Annotated in this window: 17 protein-coding genes; 12 read left to right on the plus strand and 5 right to left on the minus strand. The window is 64.0% G+C overall.

Annotation, left to right across the window (positions count from 1 at the left end; translation table 11 throughout):
- The 3 genes from IFT55_RS13630 to IFT55_RS13640 form a co-directional block, all read left to right on the plus strand.
- Positions 1-283, plus strand: a 283-nt coding sequence (locus tag IFT55_RS13630) for a transposase (protein ID WP_192092901.1), incomplete at its 5' end; no start/stop codon positions are given.
- A 202-nt stretch (positions 284-485) separates the two neighbouring features.
- Positions 486-833, plus strand: a complete 348-nt coding sequence (locus tag IFT55_RS13635) for a hypothetical protein (protein ID WP_249403832.1) — start codon at positions 486-488, stop codon at positions 831-833.
- A 34-nt stretch (positions 834-867) separates the two neighbouring features.
- A complete protein-coding gene (locus tag IFT55_RS13640; RefSeq protein WP_192092902.1) occupies positions 868-1,200 on the plus strand; it encodes a hypothetical protein in 333 nt (110 codons plus the stop codon).
- Between the two features lie 1,816 nt (positions 1,201-3,016).
- On the opposite strand, the gene IFT55_RS17715 is transcribed toward IFT55_RS13640, so the two are convergent.
- A complete protein-coding gene (locus tag IFT55_RS17715; RefSeq protein WP_192092903.1) occupies positions 3,017-3,709 on the minus strand; it encodes a glutathione S-transferase N-terminal domain-containing protein in 693 nt (230 codons plus the stop codon).
- Positions 3,710-3,814: 105 nt separating this feature from the next.
- On the opposite strand from IFT55_RS17715, the gene IFT55_RS13650 reads away from it, so the two are divergent.
- The gene (locus tag IFT55_RS13650; protein ID WP_192092904.1) at positions 3,815-4,378 is read left to right on the plus strand and encodes a TetR/AcrR family transcriptional regulator; all 564 of its coding nucleotides are present in this window, start codon (positions 3,815-3,817) and stop codon (positions 4,376-4,378) included.
- 85 nt (positions 4,379-4,463) lie between these two features.
- Here IFT55_RS13650 and IFT55_RS13655 read toward each other — a convergent pair whose 3' ends face one another.
- A complete protein-coding gene (locus IFT55_RS13655; protein ID WP_192092905.1) occupies positions 4,464-6,023 on the minus strand; it encodes a DUF5060 domain-containing protein in 1,560 nt (519 codons plus the stop codon).
- A 94-nt stretch (positions 6,024-6,117) separates the two neighbouring features.
- On the opposite strand from IFT55_RS13655, the gene IFT55_RS13660 reads away from it, so the two are divergent.
- Complete coding sequence (locus IFT55_RS13660) at positions 6,118-7,425, plus strand: MFS transporter (RefSeq protein WP_192092906.1); 1,308 nt, start codon at positions 6,118-6,120, stop codon at positions 7,423-7,425.
- A gap of 23 nt (positions 7,426-7,448) precedes the next feature.
- Here the strand turns inward: IFT55_RS13660 and IFT55_RS13665 are convergent, their stop codons facing one another.
- Genes IFT55_RS13665 through IFT55_RS13675 form a run of 3 tightly spaced genes read right to left on the minus strand, consistent with a single transcriptional unit; the run spans position 7,449 to position 10,731 of the window.
- Complete coding sequence (locus IFT55_RS13665) at positions 7,449-8,915, minus strand: FGGY family carbohydrate kinase (RefSeq protein ID WP_192092907.1); 1,467 nt, start codon at positions 8,913-8,915, stop codon at positions 7,449-7,451.
- Entirely contained in the window at positions 8,915-9,871 is a 957-nt protein-coding gene (locus IFT55_RS13670; protein WP_192092908.1) for a transketolase family protein, read from the minus strand. The genes IFT55_RS13665 and IFT55_RS13670 overlap by 1 nt, the downstream gene beginning before the upstream one ends.
- Positions 9,868-10,731, minus strand: coding sequence for a transketolase (locus tag IFT55_RS13675; protein ID WP_197976468.1), 864 nt, complete (start codon positions 10,729-10,731; stop codon positions 9,868-9,870). The genes IFT55_RS13670 and IFT55_RS13675 overlap by 4 nt, the downstream gene beginning before the upstream one ends.
- A gap of 71 nt (positions 10,732-10,802) precedes the next feature.
- Here IFT55_RS13675 and IFT55_RS13680 point away from each other — a divergent pair, with 71 nt between their 5' ends.
- The 7 genes from IFT55_RS13680 (at position 10,803) to IFT55_RS13710 (ending at position 20,053) form a co-directional block, all read left to right on the plus strand.
- Positions 10,803-11,783, plus strand: a complete 981-nt coding sequence (locus IFT55_RS13680; RefSeq protein ID WP_192092909.1) for a sugar phosphate isomerase/epimerase family protein — start codon at positions 10,803-10,805, stop codon at positions 11,781-11,783.
- Between the two features lie 108 nt (positions 11,784-11,891).
- Positions 11,892-15,002: an alpha-L-rhamnosidase gene (locus IFT55_RS13685; RefSeq protein WP_192092910.1), complete on the plus strand. Its 3,111-nt coding sequence runs from the start codon at positions 11,892-11,894 to the stop codon at positions 15,000-15,002.
- A 59-nt stretch (positions 15,003-15,061) separates the two neighbouring features.
- Positions 15,062-16,243, plus strand: a complete 1,182-nt coding sequence (locus IFT55_RS13690; RefSeq protein WP_192092911.1) for an aldose 1-epimerase family protein — start codon at positions 15,062-15,064, stop codon at positions 16,241-16,243.
- A complete protein-coding gene (locus IFT55_RS13695; protein ID WP_192092912.1) occupies positions 16,240-16,986 on the plus strand; it encodes an SDR family NAD(P)-dependent oxidoreductase in 747 nt (248 codons plus the stop codon). The genes IFT55_RS13690 and IFT55_RS13695 overlap by 4 nt, the downstream gene beginning before the upstream one ends.
- A gap of 12 nt (positions 16,987-16,998) precedes the next feature.
- Positions 16,999-18,189, plus strand: coding sequence for a CaiB/BaiF CoA transferase family protein (locus tag IFT55_RS13700; protein ID WP_192092913.1), 1,191 nt, complete (start codon positions 16,999-17,001; stop codon positions 18,187-18,189).
- On the plus strand, positions 18,186-19,286 hold the full coding sequence (locus IFT55_RS13705; RefSeq protein ID WP_192092914.1) for an extracellular solute-binding protein: 1,101 nt from the start codon (positions 18,186-18,188) through the stop codon (positions 19,284-19,286). The genes IFT55_RS13700 and IFT55_RS13705 overlap by 4 nt, the downstream gene beginning before the upstream one ends.
- The gene (locus IFT55_RS13710) at positions 19,283-20,053 is read left to right on the plus strand and encodes an enoyl-CoA hydratase/isomerase family protein (protein ID WP_192092915.1); all 771 of its coding nucleotides are present in this window, start codon (positions 19,283-19,285) and stop codon (positions 20,051-20,053) included. Before IFT55_RS13705 ends, IFT55_RS13710 begins: the two co-directional genes overlap by 4 nt.
- The last annotated feature ends 19 nt before the right edge of the window (positions 20,054-20,072 follow it).

Consider the following 20,072-nt stretch of genomic DNA (forward strand, 5'->3'; position numbering starts at 1 on the left):
CGATGGCCAGCAAGCCGGGGCGGTGCTGGCCGACAAGGCCTATGATGGCAACGACTTGCGCGACCGCATCGCAGCCATGAACGCCACCGCCGTCATCCCGTCAAAACGCAACCGCAAGGTCGCCATCCCGCACGACGCCAGCATCTACAAACATCGCAATCAGATCGAGCGATGCTTCAGCCGCCTCAAACACTTCCGCCGCTTCGCCACTCGCTACGACCGACGCACCGTCCACTTCACCGGCTTCGTCCACCTCGCCGCCGCCATGATCTGGCTACGGTGAATGTCGATCCCGCCTAGGACTCGGTCGCGAAGCATTTCGAGGCCGGGTGGCATGCGCGCATGTCCAGTCGGCCTCGGTCGATAAAGGCGCATGCGCCTGCTCTAGCGACAGGTTTCCAACATCCGGCTTCGGCCGCCGCCCCGAGAGGAACATAGGGGTGGCAACGAGCAAAGCCGTACCACCCCGCAAAAGGGGGTGAGACATGTCATCAAAGGCCTTCCGCTACACGCAAATCCTACCGGCACTTCTGCTGGTCACGGGATGTGCAACGACCAACAAGATTCTGCGCAAAGAGCCCGAAGAAGTGTTCCGGGTTGCCACGTCGGCCGACGAGGTCGTGAAGTGCCTTGAGGTGAACAACAACAAACGAGCGATCGAGCGCGCCGACGGCGCACGCGTCGTACGGATCCGCAACGGCTATGGCGGTGTCGAACGAGCATTTTCGGTTTATCCCGAAGGAACAGGTAGCCGCATCGAAGTTCGCAAGGACTTCCTGGGCGGCATGCTGATCTACTGGCGACCATGTGTCGGCCTAAGCCCGAAGCCATAACGTTTCCCGAGCAAATTTTTCAGGAGAACAATTCATGCGCCCACGTGTCTTCAATCCGAACCGATATGCTGCAGTATATGAGAACCCCACCAACGGCTGGCGTGAAGCAGCGCCCAAGCTTGCCTGGCTCTGGATGTTCCTGTTCGGCGTCTTCTACATGGCCGCCCGCAGCCTATGGCGACCGCTGATCGTATCGATGCTGATCCTGATGGCCACGTCCATCATAATGTGGCCGCTACTTATCTTCATCGCTCCGGTCGTCTGGGTTGCGTCCGCTGCACAGTCGCAAAGCCTGATCCGCGCACGCTACATGCGCATGGGCTGGAGGCAGATCGACGTCTACAAGCAGATTGGTGTGACCGACTAAGTCGCAGTACAATGGCAAATAGCGCATCACGCACCAACTAGGGCGGAATGTGCTGCCAGATGCGGTCGCCTTACCGATCCTCGGGCCATGCTTGATGTGGCACCGTGTTTGATCTGGTGGAGCGGTCCTGACGCACCCAAAAGGGCCGCCTGCAACAAGAGCCTTTTAGCACAGGGGTGCTGAGGGGTGAGACTGAAAACAAAGCATTTTCCAAGGGGTGCATCGCGCAATCAGGTGTAAATTTTCGAAATTTTATGAGGGGTGCACCAAATTAGCTCGGCAATAAGCCGTTATCTCATTGAGATATCAAGATTAAATTGCACCCCTCAATCCTACTTTGTGATGAGAAAATCGAGATGTGCGCTAGGCGCACGGATCCGAGTTTTGCGCCCAACGGCTCATCAAAATAGGCCAGAATGTGCATAGTGCGCTATCCTCGCGGGCGAATTCGCGGCTGGTCCGATTTGCAACGCTGCGCCGATCGACACATCGCTCGGCGCCCAGCATCCGCTCGATTTTGACGATGCGCTAATCAGCAGCCTATCATTGCGCGCCGGTTAGCGCCCAACTATCCACACAATTACCAAGGTAATCCGCGCGCAAAGCCGCTTTCGAAATATAGTAGGCTGTCAGTTTCTGCTTCCCAGCTACCACTTACGTTGAATCGAAAACGCCGGTCCGGGACCCGACGAGGTTGCTTCCCAAGGGCGGCGGCAAGTTCCTGCAAACGTTCCACCTTCGCATCGTAGGACTTCTGACGCATCCTGAACGGACGGCCATTGCCGACCTCATCTTCCAGCGCTCCAAGTTCGATGGAGATACGGATAACTCGATCGAGTAGCGATGATCGGTTGCGTAGGCCGTGACATTTTGAACATTGCCAGTATCCGTCACAATAGATTACGATATCGATGCGTTGACCGCACCGAGGACATATAGTAAAATACTGTGATCGGCCGTATCCTGTAAGTTCTTGGGATATATCAAGTTCAGCGTCGGCTGTGGACCCGTCGCAATACGGAAGGTCTTGGATACGTGGCTTAAGGGTCAACCGTTGATCGGCTTCCCATTCGAAGCGGAGCGTTCCAATCGCGTGGTTGTCTTGATTACGCCACAACAGAATTCGACGCTCAGTGCCCACCTTCGCTTTCGCCTGCGATATCGAAAAACGGGGATACGCCTCGCTGTATCGAGGCTGTTCCTGCTCCGGCACGGCGCTTCCTTTTTTATAGCGTTCGAAGCAAAGGCGGCTGGGTAAACTCCAAATCGCCGGGGTTAACGCCCCATTACCGCCCATTAGGCCGAACGGGCAATAGACGGTTTCGAACCCGACGCCGTCCTCCGCCGGTTTTCAAAACTACTGGGTTTGTTGCTTTGCGGAATCGTTCAACGGGGATCGTCTGAACGAGTACCTGTGCGCAGCACTGATTGCGGCGAGACGGCCATTCAAGGAATGGCGGACGGACGGCAACACCGTGCTCGGGCGCGACAACCGCGGCGGTTTGTGCCCGTGGATTTTACGAGCTGCCCTTGTCGAGGGCACGAGGACATTGAAGCTAACTCAGCAGCGGCGTGAAAATTGGGAGCCGCTCAGTCACGGCCGGAGTACCACCATCTTCGGCGCCCCGCGCACACGACACAAGATGCGTAGAAACGCGCAGCACGATTTGCTCCGGTCTGTCGTCCTATGCGGATCTAGACGCCTGCCCCTCAGTTATGCGAACTCCGACGATCTATTCGCGGGGACAGTCCTGCATCTCGTCAGTCCATCACTAGCGCGCTCTCCCACGGGAGCCGGAAAGCCGATGCGCCGTTGTTATGCCGCGCCACTCGGGCGCGCCAGATCTTCCGGCAGCGGGGTCTGACCGCTGCGATTCTTTACGGCAGGAAGATCGGCTACCTTGCTGCGCCAGGTGTGAAGCGCAGAGAGTTCCGGGGCGATCGGCAGACCGACAAGCTCGGCAAACATCAGGCCGGCAAACAGGGTGATGTCCGGCATCGAAAAGCCATCACCGGCCAGAAAAGGCTGCTTGGCCAGCAGATCGTTGAAGAAGGGCATATTTGCCACGGCATACGCACCGCGCCGCTTCCCCCATTCGTGCGCGCCGCTCCAGTCTGGCATCCGCCACGGCCGCAGCGCTGTGCCAAGGCCGGGGGTGCCATAATGGAAATAATCGTCGACCGCGTCGATCAGCATCATCTCAACCCGACGTTGCATCATGTGGATCAGTCCCTTCTCGCGCGGCGTAGTGCCGGTCAGGATCGGGCTGCCATCCAGATTGTCGAGATACTCGGTAATCGCGGTGCATTCGGAAATGATCGTGCCATCGGCCAGTTCGAGAACGGGGATCTTACCGATCGGGTTCATCGCGAGGAAATCCGGCTGCTTCTGTTCAGCAGCAATCAGATCGACACTGACGAACTCGATCTGGTCCTCAAGGGCTTTTGCGGCGACGACGATGCGGACCCGCGCCGGATGAGGTGCGGCCTGACGATCGTAAATTCTCACAGAGCATCTCTACCTACCAGTTGATAGACTCGTCTATGACGGTTGCGAACTGCGCGTCAACGTCTATCTGCCAGTTGGCAGGTGAAAGACTTCAGGGAACTTGGAATGAGTACGAGCACGAGGGAATTGATCCTGAGCGCCGCCAAGCGGACTGCGCAGGCGCATGGCTATGGCGGTCTGAATTTTCGCGATCTCGCACGGGATGTCGGCATCAAGTCGGCAAGCATCCATTATTATTTCCCCGGCAAGGCCGATCTTGGTGCGGCAGTGGCAAGACGGTATCGGGAGGATGCTGAAGCGGCTCTGGAAGCCCTGTCGAGCGAGACGCCCGATCCGGTCGCATGTCTTCGCCGCTATCCTGATACATTCCGTACGACACTCCAGAACGACAACCGGATGTGTCTCGCCAGTTTCATGGCTGCCGAGTACGCGGATCTACCGGACGCGGTCGCAATCGAAGTCCAGGCGTTTGCCGACGTCAATGTGGCATGGATCGCTCGCCAACTATCCGCGTCGTCCCTCATTGCGGTCGAAAAAAGCGAACAGAGGGCGCGGGCAATCTTCGCCGCTATCGCCGGAGCGCAACTGTTGGCGAGAAGCCGATCAAACATCGGTCTGTATGACCGGGCGATCGACAGCTATCGAGAGGCGGGTCTTTTGCCACTTTAGGCGCAATCGTGCGTCGGTCAGGCAACTAAGAGGTCCGGAATTGGTAAGCTGGACGATCGGGACGCGCGAGGCCGCACGTCCTTCGTCAAACACGCATTATGCGAACCGCGATATAGGGCTTGCCGGGCAGCGCGATCGTCGGACGCGCCGGGTCGTGGACGTCATATTCGTCGCGCTGGACCATGCGGAACACGCCGGCGACGGGGGTGATTGTCATGTCCCACGTATCGATCACGTCGATCCGGTAATCCGGGTGCGGGTCTGCCGCGCGGGTGGGCAGCGCGACGTCCCATTTCGTCGGGCGGCTGTTGCCGAAATATTTGAGATACCAAGTGAAGTCGCGCCCCCCCAGATGATAGTCCCAGAATTGCTGGATCGGATCGATACCGGGCGACGGTGCACTGTCGAGAATATGGCGCAAGAACGCGAGGCGCGGCGGGCTGGTGCCGCGCAGGCTTCCCCCCTGCCCCAACCATGAGATATCGGGGTTGCCGTCGTCGCTGAACACCTCGCCATGCCCGACATAGGCACCGCCCAGCGTTCCCCACCAGAAGCGTTCGACCAGTTGCTCGCCCGTTAGCCGCGCCCAGCGTTTGTCCGAATTGCCTTCGTAGATCACCTCATCGAAGATCACCGCCTTCTGCGCGAAGTTCCGGTGCGGATGGACGCGCCCGTCGTCGAGCACCGCCGCACCGTGCTGGACACTCGCATGCGTGATCCATGGCTTGCGATGGTCGTAATAGACGTTGAGTTGATGAATCGATCGCAGCCGGTCGTGCGGATCGGCCGCGACCAGCACCTCGAACAGATGATCCCAATCGTCGACGGTCTTCCCCTCGACGATGTCGTATTCGTTCGCCATCGCCCACCACACGTTGCGATAGGCACCGAAGCGGGCGGCGACATAACGGACGTACCGCTCGTCATCGGCGCGCGACATGGCCGAATAGCCGCGCAATTTGTCGTACGGGTGGAACAGGATCACGTCCGCCTCGATCCCCAGTTCGCCCAGCCGCCGGATGCGATCCTCGAATCGCCGGAAATAATCCGGATCGAACCGCGTCGAATTCCAGTCGCGCGGGCCGCCGCCGGTGCGCACGAACGGGTTGGTCGCGACCGACGTAACGTTCGGAAACACGCACATCCGCATCTTGTTGAACGGGGCTGCCTTTAGCGTCGCCAGCGTCTGCGCGCACCGGGCATCCGATTGCAGCGCCCATGAATAGGCCGTGGTCCCGACCGGGCGATAGGGCGTGCCGTCGGCATAGGCGAAATGATAGCCGTCACGCGTGACGCGGACCGGACCATGATTGTCCGGTCGGGGCGGAATGCTGTCGAACCGCCCGGTCCGGGCGTCGAGCGCGGCGACGTTGCTACCGGTCGTCCAGTCCCAGCGACCCAGCGATGGCGGACTGAAACGGATGCGATAGGTGCCGTCGCCGTCGTAGAACCCGGAGACGTCGATCTGCACGGTTCCGCAGACGAAGATAGCGGACAGGCGGATGTCGTCGAACGGATTGCCGCTCGCCGGACCCTTCAACACGATTTCGTGCATGCCCCAGCGCTCGACTCGCGGCGTTGCGACAGCGGCCCTCGCTGGCGTCGTCAGCGCAAGGGCAGCGGTCGCCGCCGTTCCACCCAGCATATCTCGTCGCGAAACTTCCACGCCACTCTCCCGATTGCGTCGTAATAGGTAATATCATATGTCGTCATATGAAATAAAGACGAGAGGCGGGGATATGGATGTTGCCACCGGACAGGGCATTGGATCGGATCGCGACGACTGGAAGAATACGATCCTTGCCGGGCTGGCCAATTATATCGACGCCGGATCGATCGTCGCGGGATCGGCGGCACTGGCGCTGTGGATGCAGGCCTATGATCTCAGCCCTAGCTTCGTCGGACTGATCGGCGCATTCGGACCGAACGCCATTTCCGCCGGGATCGGTGCGTTCGTCGGCGGACGGCTCTGCGATTTGTTCGGGCGCAAGACGATCTACCAGTACGACATGCTGTTCTACGCGTTCGGCATGCTATGGCTGATCTTCGCGATGAACGCATGGATGGTGTTGATCGGCTTCTTCCTCGTCGGCCTGGCCGTCGGGGCGGATATTCCGGCGTCATGGTCGCTGATCGCCGAGACCGCGCCGAAAGGTGCGCGAGGCAAACATAGCGGCGTGGCACAGGTGCTGTGGTATCTGGGGCCGGTCGTCGTGCTGCTGATGTTCCTCGTTCTCGAACCGCTTGGCCTACTGGGCGCGCGCATCGTCTTCGCACATCTGGCGATCCTTGCGGTGGCGCTGACGTTCCTGCGGTCGCGCATGAAGGAATCGCAACGCTGGCTGGACGCACAGGCGGACAACGCCCCGGCGTCGGGGGTCGCGGCGCAACCCGCCCGACTGCGCGATCTGATGAAGGCGAAATGGATCGCGCCGATGGCGTTCCTGACCGGCATGTACGGCATGTGGAACCTGTGGGCCGGCACCAACGGCTTCTTCTTCCCCTATATCCTGCGCACCGTCGGCAATCAGAGCCAGGCGATGTCGGTCGCGGTGCAATCGTTCAGCTTCCTGCTGGGCATGTTGTCGATCTGGCTGATTTTCATGCGGTTGGCCGACCGGGTGAACCAGCGCACGTTGTTCCTCGTGTCCGCCATCATTCAGGTGTTCGGCATGGCGCTGCTCGCCATCTTCCCGCTGACGCTGCCAATGGCGTTGTTCCACGTCGTGCTGATGAGCATCGGCCAAGGGTTCGGCGCGCAGTCGTTCTTCCAGCTGTGGAGCGCGGAAATGTTCCCCACGCTACTACGGTCGACCGCGCAGGGGCTGATGTTCGGCGTCGTGCGGATCACGTTGGGGGTATTCAGCTTCTTCGTGCCGCTACTCACCGCGACCGGGTTCCAGACGCTGGCATGGATCCTGACCGGGTTCCTGTTCGTCAGCGGGCTGATCGGATATCTCGGCGCGCCACGGAACGAGGGCAAGTCGCTCGACGAACTGGAGGCGGACATGGACGTCGCACCGATCGAGGGGCGGGCGGCGGCCTGATCCGCCCCGCCTCATCGCGCAGGTCAGCCCGCCTTCGCGATGGCGGCGGCCCAGTCGCTACGGACCTTGGCGCGTTCGGTCGCACCCATCGCTGGCGCAAAACTGTCGTCGGGTCGCAGCCGCAACCCGGCACCGCCCAGCCCCAGCGCCTCCGCCGCCATCCGCGCGGCACCCAGCGCACTGGCCTCCGCCGCATGGGGCCGGACGACCGACAGGCCGGTCAGGTCGGCGAGAATCTGTGCCAGCAAATCGTTCTTCGCCGCCCCGCCGTCGATCGATACCGTCGCGAACCCGGTGCCCAGATCGGCCTGCATCGCGGCCAGCACGTCGGCGATCTGAAGCGCGATCGCATCCAGCGTGGCGCGCGCGATGTGCGCCGGACGCGTGGCGAGCGTCATGCCGGCCACGATACCACGTGCCTGTGGTCGCCAATGCGGTGCGCCCAGACCGGCCAGTGCCGGAACGAAGGTCACGCCACCCGCGTCCGGCACCGATGCAGCCAGCACGCCCAGTGCGGTGGGATCGGACAGCCCCAGCAGCATCGTGGCAAATGCCGCCGCCTGCCCCGATACGGAAATGTTGCCTTCCAGCGCATGACGCACCTGCCCGCCCCGGCTCCACGCGATCGTGCCTGACAGGCCATGCGCGGACCGGACCCGCCCTTCGGTCGGCGTCATCAGCGAGCTGCCGGTGCCGATCGTCGCCTTCATCCCGCTACCGGGTGTCTCGATGCCGTGCGCGTACAGCGCGCCATGACTGTCGCCGATCATCGCATGGACCGGCGTCCCCGGCGGCAGCGCGGTTATGCCGGGCGCGACCGTGCCGAACCGCGCATCGGACGACAGGACCTGCGGCAGCATCGCGATCGGCACGTCGAAGATGCGGGCCAGATCCTCGTCCCAGCACAGCGTGTCGAGGTTGAACAACTGGGTCCGCGACGCATTGCTGTGATCGGTCGCATGGACCGCCCCGCCGGTCAGGTTCCACAACAGCCAGCTGTCGATCGTACCGCAGCGCAGTTCGTCGCGTGCCGCACGATCGCGCGCGCCGGGCATCGCGTCGAGCAGCCCGGCGATCTTCGCGGCGGGGAACAGTGGTTCGAGGCTGAGCCCGGTGCGGTCGACGACGAACGGCTCATGTCCCTGCGCCCGCAACTCGGCCAGCCGGGTCGCAGATCGCTGGCACTGCCACAGCACCGCTGGGGTCAGCGCCTGTCCGGTCGCGGCATCCCAGATCACCACCGTTTCGCGCTGGTTGGAGATGGCGACGCCGGCGACGTGCAGGTCGGGCGCGGAGGCGATCAACTCGGCGATCAGCGCCGCCACCGCTTCCCATATCTCCGCCGCCGATTGTTCGGCCCAGCCGGGCCGGGGATAGGCGACCTGCATCGCGCGGGACCGCGACCGAACGACGGTGCCGTCGGTCGCGACCAGCAGCGCCTTGGTATTCGTCGTCCCCTGATCGATCGCGAGGATGACCGGGCGGTTCATCACGCCGGCCGCTGGTCCAGCACGTCGTGCACGGCAGCCGCGATCCCGTCGGCGGTCAGGCCGAAGCGCTGCATGAGCCATTCGGCCGATCCCGTCGGCAGGAACCCCGGGAAACCGAGCATCCGCATCGGAACGGGAGCATTTCGCGCGCACCATTCGGCGACCGCGCCGCCCAAGCCGCCATGCGCCAGCCCTTCCTCGGCCGTCACGATCGCACCGGTCGCGGCCGCCGTCGCCAGCGCGGCGGTATCGATCGGGGAGACGGTCGCCATGTTGATGACCTGCGCCGCAATCCCCTGATCCGCGAGCATCGCCGCCGCCGCCAGTGCGCGATGGACCAGCGTACCATTCGCGACGATCGCCACGTCCCCGCCGGTACGCAGCGTTTCCGCACGACCGATCACGAACGGATCGTCGCCGCGATCCAGTGCCGGCACCGGCATCCGGCTGATACGGATATAGACCGGGCCGTCATGCGCGACGGCGGCGCGGATCGCCTCGCCGGTCTGCCAAGGATCGGCGGGAACGATGAGGGTCAGCTTGTCGATCGCGCGCAGCCACGCGACATCCTCGATACTGTGGTGCGTCGCGCCCAGTTCGCCGTACGCGACGCCGCTGGAGATGCCGCACAGCTTGACGTTGGCCTGGCTGTAGCCGCAATCAACCTTGATCTGTTCCATCGCCCGTGCGGTCAGGAAACATCCCGCGCCGCTGACGAACGGCACCTTGCCGCCATTGGCCAGTCCCGCGCCGACGCTGACCATATTCTGTTCGGCAATGCCGACGTTGACGAGGCGGTCGGGGAAGCGATCGCGAAACTTGCCCAGCTTCGACGATCCGACCGAATCGTTCACCACCGCGACGATGCGCTCATCGCTGACGGCCAGTTCTTCCAGCGTCGCGACATAGGCGTCGCGGCAATCATACATGCCCTGTGGTGCGGTGGTGGCGCTCATGATGCCATCTCCGCTTCGAGTTCTTCGATCGCCTGCGCAAATTGCGCGGCGCTGGGGACGCCGTGGTGCCAGCCGGCCTGATCGCGCATGAAGCTCACACCATGTCCTTTCGCCGTATTCGCGATGATCACGCGCGGTCGGTCGCGCGGTTCGGCGGCTGCATCGAACGCGGTCAGCAGTGCGGTGACATCGTGGCCGTCGACCTCCTCGACCTCCCATCCGAATGCCCGCCATTTGCCGGCAAGCGGTTCGAGCGCGTTGGTGTCCTCGGTGCGCGCGCCTTGTTGCAGCCGGTTGCGATCAACGATCACGGTCAGCCGACCCAGCCCACGGTGCCCGGCGAGCATCGCGGCTTCCCACATGCTGCCTTCCTGCAATTCGCCGTCACCGGTCAGAGCGAAGACGCGATAGTCGGCGCGATCGATCTGCCCCGCGATCGCGATGCCGACCGCGACCGGAAAGCCATGGCCCAACGGCCCGGTATTGGTTTCCACCCCCGGAAGGTACACGCGGTTGGGATGGCCGTTGAGGCGTGATTCGGGCTGAAGATAGGTGTCCAGTTCGGCTTCGGGAAAGAAGCCGCGTGCCGCGAGTGCCGAGTACAGCGCACCGGTACAATGCCCCTTGCTCATCACGAACCGGTCGCGGTCCGGCGCGTCCGGTCGCGACGGGTCGATCCGCAACACGTCGAAATAGAGCGTCGCGAGAATGTCGGTCGCCGACAGGTCGCCGCCGGGATGCCCCTGCCCCGCCTTTACGATCATGGCCAGCAGCCGCCGACGCATCCAGTTGGCCCGGGCCCGCACCTGATCGGCGCGAGAAGCGAGATCGTTATTGCTCGTTACCACATTGATAGTCATATGACGTCTTATATGTGATTGGCGGCGCAACGCAATCGTGTCGGCACGCCAAAACGTCGGGAGAGTGATCGATGGGCAAGCAACGCTACGGAGCCGGCATCTGGCATTTCGCGACCTATGTCGATCGGTACGCGACCGACGGCTATGGCGAGACGCGGTCGTTGATCGACATGATCGACCTGGCGGGAATGGTCGACGACTTGTCGGTCGTGGACATCAACTATCCCTTCGTCGATCCCAGCATGTCGCTGGCCACCGTCGGCGATGCGCTGTCCCGCAACGGGCTGTCGGTGATCGGCATCACGCCCGAAATCTATACCCGGCAGTTCGCGAAGGGTGCGTTCACCAACCCCGATCCGGGTATCCGCCGCCTTGCCAACGAGATGTGCAACGATGCCGCGCGTGTCGTCCGGCATTTCGGCGCTGACTATGTGAAACTATGGCCGGGTCAGGACGGCTGGGACTATCCGTTCCAAGTCGATCATCGCGATCTGTGGCGGATGAGCGTCGAGGGGGTCGCGGAACTGGCCGGACAGAATCCCGACCTGAAGTTCGTGATCGAATACAAGCCGCGCGAACCGCGCGTGCACATGAGCTTCGACAGCGTCGCGCGGACCTTGCTGGGGATCGAACGGATGGGGTTGCCCAATGTCGGTATTCTGCTCGACTTCGGCCATTCGCTGTACGGCGGCGAAAGTCCGGCCGATGCAGCGCAACTCGCCATCGATTACGGCCGGTTGTTCGGGATGGACGTCAACGACAATCTGCGCGCGTGGGACGACGACCTGATCGCCGGGTCGGTGCATCCGATCGAGCTGTTCGAATTCTTCTATACCCTGCGCAAGAACAAGTGGGAGGGCGTGTGGCAGCTCGACCAGTTCCCGTTCCGCGAAGACAGCGTCGCCGCCGCCAACTCCGCGATCGGCTTCCTGAAGGCGGTCGAGCGAGCGCTGGACAAGCTGGATTTCGCGGCGATGCAGGCGGCACAGGACCGGCAGGATGCGGTCGCGGCGCTGAACATGGCCCGGCAGGCGCTGTTCAGTTCGTACTGACGATCGTGTCGCCAGCGGTCCTGCCCTTTCGCGTCGCCATCGGAGCCTCCGCATGATCTTTCATACCCTGACCGGCGCGCTTGCCCCGCTGATGCCGGTAGCTGGTCGATGACCCTGCGCGTCGTCGACCTTCGCGCCGAAGGCTCCACCGATCTTATCGGCACGCATCTCGCCCGCCCGCGACTGTCGTGGCGGATCGAAAGCGGGGAGCGCGGCACCGTCCAGCAACGCTATCGCATCCGCGCCGAAGCGGATGGCGAAGCGGTATGGGACAGTGGCGAGATCGATTCGGATGCCTGCTTCGACATCCCCTACGCCGGCCTGCCGCTCCGTTCCCGTCAACGCGTGCATTGGTCGGTCGAAATCACCGACGTTGCGGGACGGCGGGCGCAGTCCGAAGCAGCATGGTTCGAAACGGGCCTGCTCGACGATTGGCAAGGCGACTGGATCGAGGCGGAAGACGCATTGGCCCGTGCCGATCGCGCCGTCGGCATGGCATGGGTATGGAGCGAAACCGCACTCGACCCGCGCCCGCATGGTTTCCGCCTCGACCTGACCATACCGGACGATATCGAGCGTGCCGAGATATGGGTCGCGGGCAAGGATCATCTGCGCGGCGTCTGGGTCGATGGCCAGCCGGCGTCGCTGGTACAGCCATGGGGGTATGACAGCCCCCTGCCCTTCTGGGGATCGCTGGCCCCGGTCGACGCGACCCTGCGCCCCGGTCCCGCCAGCATCTGTGTCGCGGTCGATGCCGATACGACCGGCTTCTTCCCGGTCGATGGCGGCGCGTTCGCCAGCCTGATCCGCCTGCACCGCGCGGGTGGGCGGATCGACCGGATCGTCAGCGGGCCGGCTTGGCGGGTACTGCCCGATCCACCCGCCGACTGGCACGCGGTAGCATTCGACGCGGGGGACTGGCCGCACGCAATATCCAGCGGATCGAACGCGCAGAACGATCCACGCCCTGCCGAACCGGCGATGCTGTTGCGCCATGACTTTGCCGTACGTGACGGGATTACGCGCGCACGGCTCTATGCGACGGCGCTGGGCGGCTACATCGCCACGATCAACGGTCAGCGCGTATCGGACGCGGTGCTGTCGCCCGAAATCAGCGTCGCGGATAGCCATGTCTATTATCAGACCGTCGACGTCACCGCGCTGGTCGCGCCGGGCGACAACGCCATCGGGCTGACGGTCGGGGACGGATGGTACGCAAGTGCGTTCGGCTGGCGGATCGAGCGGTATGGGTTCGGCCCCGCGCCGCGCCGGGTGCTGGCCGAACTGCATATCGACTATGCCGACGGCACGCAGGACCGGATAGCGACCGGTCCCGACTGGCGCATCGCCACGTCGCCGATCGTGACGTCCGAAATCTATGACGGCGAGACGTACGATGCGCGTCGCACGGCCGCCGGGTGGGACCGGGCCGGGTTCGATGCGTCGACATGGGAGGCGCCCCGGACCGGCGTCGCGCCCGACGCTGCGCTGCTTCCGCTTACCTCGCCGCCCATCCGACCGGTGGACGAGAGGCGAGCCGTGACGGTCAGCGAGCCGCTGCCGGGCCGCTTCGTGTTCGACTTCGGGCAGAACTTCTCCGGCTGGGCACGGATCGTGGCGCAGGGGCAGGCCGGGTCGACCATCACGGCACGGTTTGCCGAGTTGCTGGCGGTGGACGGCACCGCCGACATGGCCAATCTGCGACTGGCGCGCGCGACCGACCGGTTCATCCTCGCAGGCACCGGAGGGCCGGAGACGTTCGAGCCGTCCTTCACCTATCACGGCTTTCGCTATGTCGAGGTCGAGGGATATCCCGGCGTGCCGACCGTCGACGATATCCTGGGCATCGTCGTCCACAGCGACTGCCGCATCACGGGTGCCATGGCGTTCCCCGACGCACCGTTGCTGCAAACGATCTGGCGCAACGCGATGTGGAGCCAGCGGTCGAACTTCTTCGCGGTGCCCACCGATTGCCCCCAACGCGACGAGCGCATGGGATGGATGGGCGACATCCAGGTCTTTCTCGATGCCGCCGCGTTCAACATGGAGGTGGGCCCGTTCCTGCGCCGCTTCCTGATCGAGGCACGCGCGGCGCAGCGGCTCGACGGCGGCTATCCGATCGTCGTGCCCCAGCCGCAATCCTATCCCGACGTCGTCACCGCCGGGTGGAGCGAGGCGGGGATCATTCTGCCGTACCAGCTATGGCAACGCTATGGCGACACAGCGGTGATCGAGGAAAACTGGACGGCGATGGAACGCTGGATGACGCACGTTGCCGCGGCCAACCCTGACTGGGTCTGGCGCAACGATCGAGGACTGGATCTGGGCGACTGGCTGTCGGTCGATGCGGTGAAGCCCGACGACGAGACGACCCCGCGCGGGCTGTGCGCCACCGCCTATTGGGCGTGGAGCGCCGATCTGATGGCGGCGATGGCCGAAGCGACCGGTCGGACTGCCGACGCCGAACGATATGCCGCGATACGCGAGGAGATCGGCCTTGGCTTCGCCGCCGAATATGTCGGGCATGACGGCGTCGTCGGCAATGGCAGCCAGACCGGACAGGTGCTGGCGCTCTATATGGGGCTGGTGCCAGCGGACCTGCGGGAGGCTGCTGCGCGTGTGTTGGCCGACGATATCCGGCGCCGGGGCATGAAATTGTCGACCGGGTTCCTCGGCACGCCGTACCTGCTCGACGTGCTGGCTGACGCCGGACTGCTGGCGGACGTCGAGCAACTGCTCCTGCAAACCGGCTATCCCGGCTGGGGCTATATGGCGGCGCAGGGGGCTACCAGCGTCTGGGAGCGGTGGAACGGCGACACCGGCGATATCGCGATGAACAGCTATAATCATTATGCGTTCGGTGCGGTCGTCGGGTTCTTCTATCGACGGTTGGGCGGCATCGCGCCGGGCGCACCGGGGTTCCGCCGGATCGCGGTCCGACCCTTGTGGCTGGCCGGCGCCGGACGGGTCGAGGCGACCTATGAATCCTGCGTCGGTCGCATAGCAACGCGAACGGACGGCGACTCCGAAGGCTTGAGCCGGCTGTCACTCACGGTGCCAGCCAATTGCGTCGCGGATATCGAGTTGCCGGATCGGGCTTGGCGGGAAGGTAGCCTGCTGATCGATCGGCACCCGGATATCCACGCGGCCCAACGATCGGACGGCGTCGTGCGGTTCTCGGTTGGCTCCGGCGACTGGGAGTTTGCGACGGACGATTGACGAGGTAGCGTTCCCCACCTAAACATCATACGTCTTACGATAGGGCAGGAGAGAGTCAGTTGGTCACGCTGTTCGGCGAGACGATGTCGCGGCGGACGCTGGCGACCCGTACCGGGGCATTGTCGCAATTCGCGGGCGTCCGGCTATCGACGCTGGGCGACGGCGTCGAACGCGGTATACGCCAGCTCGAATTTCGCACTGGCACCGGGCTCCGCTTCACCGTGCTGATCGACCGGGCGATGGACATTGCCGAATGCGAACATGCCGGCCGGGCGGTAGGCTGGCATTCGCCATCGGGTTTCCGCCATCCCGGCCTGCACGACTATGAAGGCGAAGGCGGACTGGGCTGGTTCCGGTCGATGTCGGGGCTGAACATCACCTGCGGCCTAGACCATACGCTGTTCATGCACGACGATCCCGCCGGGCACTATCACTATGGCCCGCGCAAATCCGTATCGTCCTCGCTGCACGGTCGCGTCGGCACGATCCCCGCGCGGCTGACCGGCTATGGCGAACGCTGGGACGGCGACGAATGCGTGCTATGGGCGGAAGGAATCGTCCAGCAATCGACCGTCTTCGGCGAAGACCTGCACCTGATCCGCCGGATCGAGGCGGACGTGGGCGGCGACGCGATCCGGCTGCACGACCGGGTAATCAATCACGGCTTCTACACGACGCCACATATGTATTGTTACCACATCAACGTCGGCCATCCGGTGCTGGCGGAGGGCGCGCGCTATGTCGCGCCGATCCGGGACGTGATCTGGGCAGCACACGCCGACAGCTACGAAGCGCAGGGCGTCGGCTATCGCACCGCCCCCGCGCCGATCGCCAATTTTCATGAACAGGTGTGGCAGCACGACATGGCTCCCGACGCCGATGGTCGCGTGAACGTCGCGCTGGTCAACGAACGGATCGGTTTTGGTTTCGAGGTCGAAACCCGCAAGGACCAGTTTCCCGCGATGTATCAGTGGCAGAATTTCCACGCCGGTCATTATGCGATGGGGATCGAGCCATCGACGAACCACGTCATGGGGAAGGACTTTGCGCGTGAACGCGGCGAGTTGATCCAGCTGGAGCATGGTGAGGAACGTCGGTACGATACCGTGCTGCGCGTGTTGCCGAATGCCGCTGCGGTCGCCGAAGCCGTCGCCCGGATCGAAGCCGTCGCCCGTCAGCCGGACGACGAATATCCTTCCCCCAGCGGCAACTTCCCGCCGATACCCGGACTTGTGGCATGATCGGGCGGACGATCCTGTACACCGGTGCCGCTGGCGGACTGGGCCTCGACACGACGCTGTTGCTGATGCGGCGCGGGGCGACCGTGGTCGCGGTGGACAATGATTCGGCAAAGGTCGCGCGGCTGCGTGCGGCAGCAAAGGCCATCGATACCGGGCGACTGGTGGTATCGACGATCGACCTGTCGGACCTGACCGCCTTTCGAACCGAACTCGACCGGCTGATCGGCGAACTGGGCGGCATTGATGTCGTGGTGAACAACGCCGCGATCTACCCGTCGAAGCCGTTCGAAGGATATTCGATCGAAGACCATCAGCGGGTGCAGCGAATCAACGTCGATGCCGGGATCGTCGCGGTACAGGCGGCGTTGCCGGGAATGCGCGCGCGCGGGTTCGGACGCATCCTCAACATTTCCAGCATCACCGTTTCCGGCGGGTGGGCCAATTTGTCGCCCTATGTCGCGTCAAAGGGCGCACTGATCGGACTGACACGGGCATGGGCACGCGAATTCGGGCCGTACGGCGTCACCGTCAACGCGATCGCACCGGGCGCTTTCCCGACCGATGCCGAAGCGATCCACCCCGATCCCGACGGATATAACCGCATGGTCCTCGACGCGCAGTCGATCAAGCGGCGCGGAACGGCGGCCGATATCGCCGCGACGATCGCCTTTTTCGCTTCCGACGAGGCGAGTTTCATTACCGGCCAGACGCTGCACGTCAACGGCGGCTGGGTCATGGCCTGAAGGACCGAAACAATGAGTATCCTCAACGGTATCCGCGTGCTCGACTGTTCGATCGCGATGGCAGGGCCATTCGCGGCGCAGCGGCTCGGCGATCTCGGTGCCGACGTCGTAAAGGTCGAACCGACATCGGGCGAATGGCAGCGCCATGCCTCGGCCGGCGGGGCCACCGGCAACCTCATCAACGTGTCGTTCCTGTCGCTCAACCGGAACAAGCGCTCGTTCGCCGTCGACCTGAAAGCGGCGGAGGGCAAGGCGCTGTTGCTGGAAATGGTAAAGACCGCCGACGTGTTCCTTCAGAACTACCGGCCCGGCGTCGCCGAACGGCTGGGCGTCGATTATGCCACGCTGTCGGCGATCAACCCGCGCCTGATCTATGTATCGATGTCGGGGTATGGCGAAGACGGCCCGTATCGCAGCTATCCGGGACAGGATCTGTTGTTGCAGGGCATGTCGGGCGCGATGCTGTCGGCGGGCGCAGAGGGACAGCCCCCCGCCCCCGCCGGGCAATATCTGGTCGATGCCGTCACCGCCTATTCCGCGTTCGAAGGCGCGCTGGCCGCGCTGTTCCACCGCGAACGCACTGGTGAGGGGCAGTTGGTGCAGATCAACATGCTGGACGCGATCACTACGATCCAGATGCAGGAACTGTCGGTGTTCACCATCGGCAACAAGCCGCAGACGCGATCCGCCGAAGCGCACGCCCACAGCTATATCCGCGCCCCGTACGGCGTGTTCGAAACCAGTGATGGGTATATCACGCTGGCAATGGCCCCGCTGAAGAAACTGGGCGAACTGCTGGACGACCCGTTCTTTGCCGAACTGGACGACGAACGCGACAGCTGGACCCACCGCGACGCGATCTTCGCACGGGTCAAGGCGCGGTTGCCGTCGGCGACCAGCGCCGAATGGCTCGAACGGTTTCGCGCGGTCGATATCTGGGCCGGGCCGGTCTATGGTTACGCGGACCTGGTCGACGATCCGCAGATCCGCCACAACGGCACCTTTGTGGAATATGAACACCCCACGGAAGGCCGAGTGAAGACGCCGGGTTTCCCGATCCGCTTCTCCAAGACGCCGTCCACCATCGCGCGTGGCGCGCCGCTGGTCGGCGAGCATAGCCGTGAAGTGCTGGGCGAACTGGGGCTGGATGCGGAAGCGATCGACCGGCTGGTCGAATCGGGTGTGGTGCGACAGCACGCATGAGTTTTCGTGGCCTGACGTGGGACCATCCCCGTGGTTACAACGCGCTGGCGGCGGCGGGTGGCGGGCTGATCGCGTGGGACAAGCATCCGCTGGAAGGGTTCGAATCGCGCCCGATCGCCGACCAGTGCGCGCTGTACGATCTGGTGGTGCTGGATCACCCGCATGTCGGCGAAGCGGTGGCGTCCGACTGTCTTGTCCCGCTCGAAACGCTGTTCGCCGCCGACGAACTGGCGGCGTGGGGCGAAGCGGCAATCGGGCCGTCGCTAGCAAGTTACCGCTATGCCGGACACCATTGGGCGCTGCCGCTGGATGCCGCGACGCAGGTGATGGCGATCCAGCACGATCTGGGCGAAACGCCCCCCGCGACATGGGATGCGGTGATCCTGCTGGCTGAGCGGGTGCCGGTGGCGTTGTCGTTGGCCGGTCCGCATGGGGCGTTGAGTTTCCAATCGATCTGTGGCGCATTGGCCGATACGTCGGCGCGACCGGGCGACCGGTTCGTCGACCGCGCACTGGCGAAACAGGCCTATGCGCTGATGGCGCGGCTGACCGGCGATGCCACTCGGGCGGCGGCGGCGATGAACCCGATCGCGATGCTGGAAGCGATGGCGTCCGGTGATGGCCCCGCGCTGTGTCCGTTGATCTACGGCTATGTGAACTATGCCGCCGCTGGACGGGTGCGCTATGCCGATGCGCCGCGCGGCCCCGGCGGGCGCATCGGATCGACGCTGGGCGGCACAGGCGTCGCGGTGTCGCGCCGGGCGAAGGTGACGCCGGAACTGCTCGACCATCTCCGCTGGCTATTGTCGGACGCGACGCAGCGTGGGTTCATCCCAACGCATGACGGCCAGCCGTCGCTCCGGTCGGCATGGACCGATCCCGCCGTCGATGCCGCAGCCGGCGGATTCTACAGCGCGACGCGCGCCACGACGGAGGCGGCGCTGGTCCGCCCGCGCCACGATCACGCGATCGCGTTCCAGACAGCGGCATCGGCGGCAATCCGAACCGGATTACTCGACGGAACGCCCGCCGATACCGTTCTCGACGCGGTCGATGCCGCCTATACCCGATATCATACGCCCGGAGCGGAAACATGACCGACGACCTGCGCTTCACCATCGCCGATCATATCGCGACGATCGTGATCGACCGTCCGCACAAGCTGAACGCGATGACGCCCGCCATGGCCGATGCGCTGGTCGCGGCAGTCGTCGAATGCAACCGGTCCGATGCGGTTCGCGCCGTCGTCGTGACCGGCGCGGGCGAGAAGGCGTTCAGTGCCGGATCGGACATCACCACGCTGGATCAATATGCCACCCCATGGGATTTTCGGAACCGCGCGGATTACTGCGACGCGCTACGTGCCTGCCGCAAGCCGGTGATCGCGGCGGTTAACGGCTATGCGCTCGGCGGCGGGCTGGAAACGGCGATGGCATGTGACATCCGCATCGCGTCGATCAACGCTCGGTTCGCCGCGCCGGAGATCAAGCTGGGCTGGATCGGCGGCGGCGGTATGGCGGCGGGTCTGGCCTATGCCGCCGGTCCATCGAACGCGGCGATGATGTTGCTGACCGGCGACATGATCGACGCCGACCGGGCGCTGGCATGGGGGCTGGTCAGCGAGGTCGTCGCACCCGACCGGTTGATGGCGCGCGGACACGAGATCGCGGCGGTCATCGCATCGCGCGCGCCGATCGCCGCCGAAACCGCCAAGCTGAACCTGCGCGCCGCCTTCACCATGCCATGGGACAAGGCGATCGAATATGAGCGGGACCTTCAGGCGATCTGCTTCGCGACCGACGATGCGCGGGAGGGCCGCGCTGCTTTCGCGGAAAAGCGTGCGCCCGACTTTCGCAGGCGGTGACCGGTGACCGCCGCCCTTC

Origin of the sequence: Sphingomonas sp. CFBP 13720, from assembly GCF_014842075.1 — a bacterium.
GTDB lineage: Bacteria > Pseudomonadota > Alphaproteobacteria > Sphingomonadales > Sphingomonadaceae > Sphingomonas.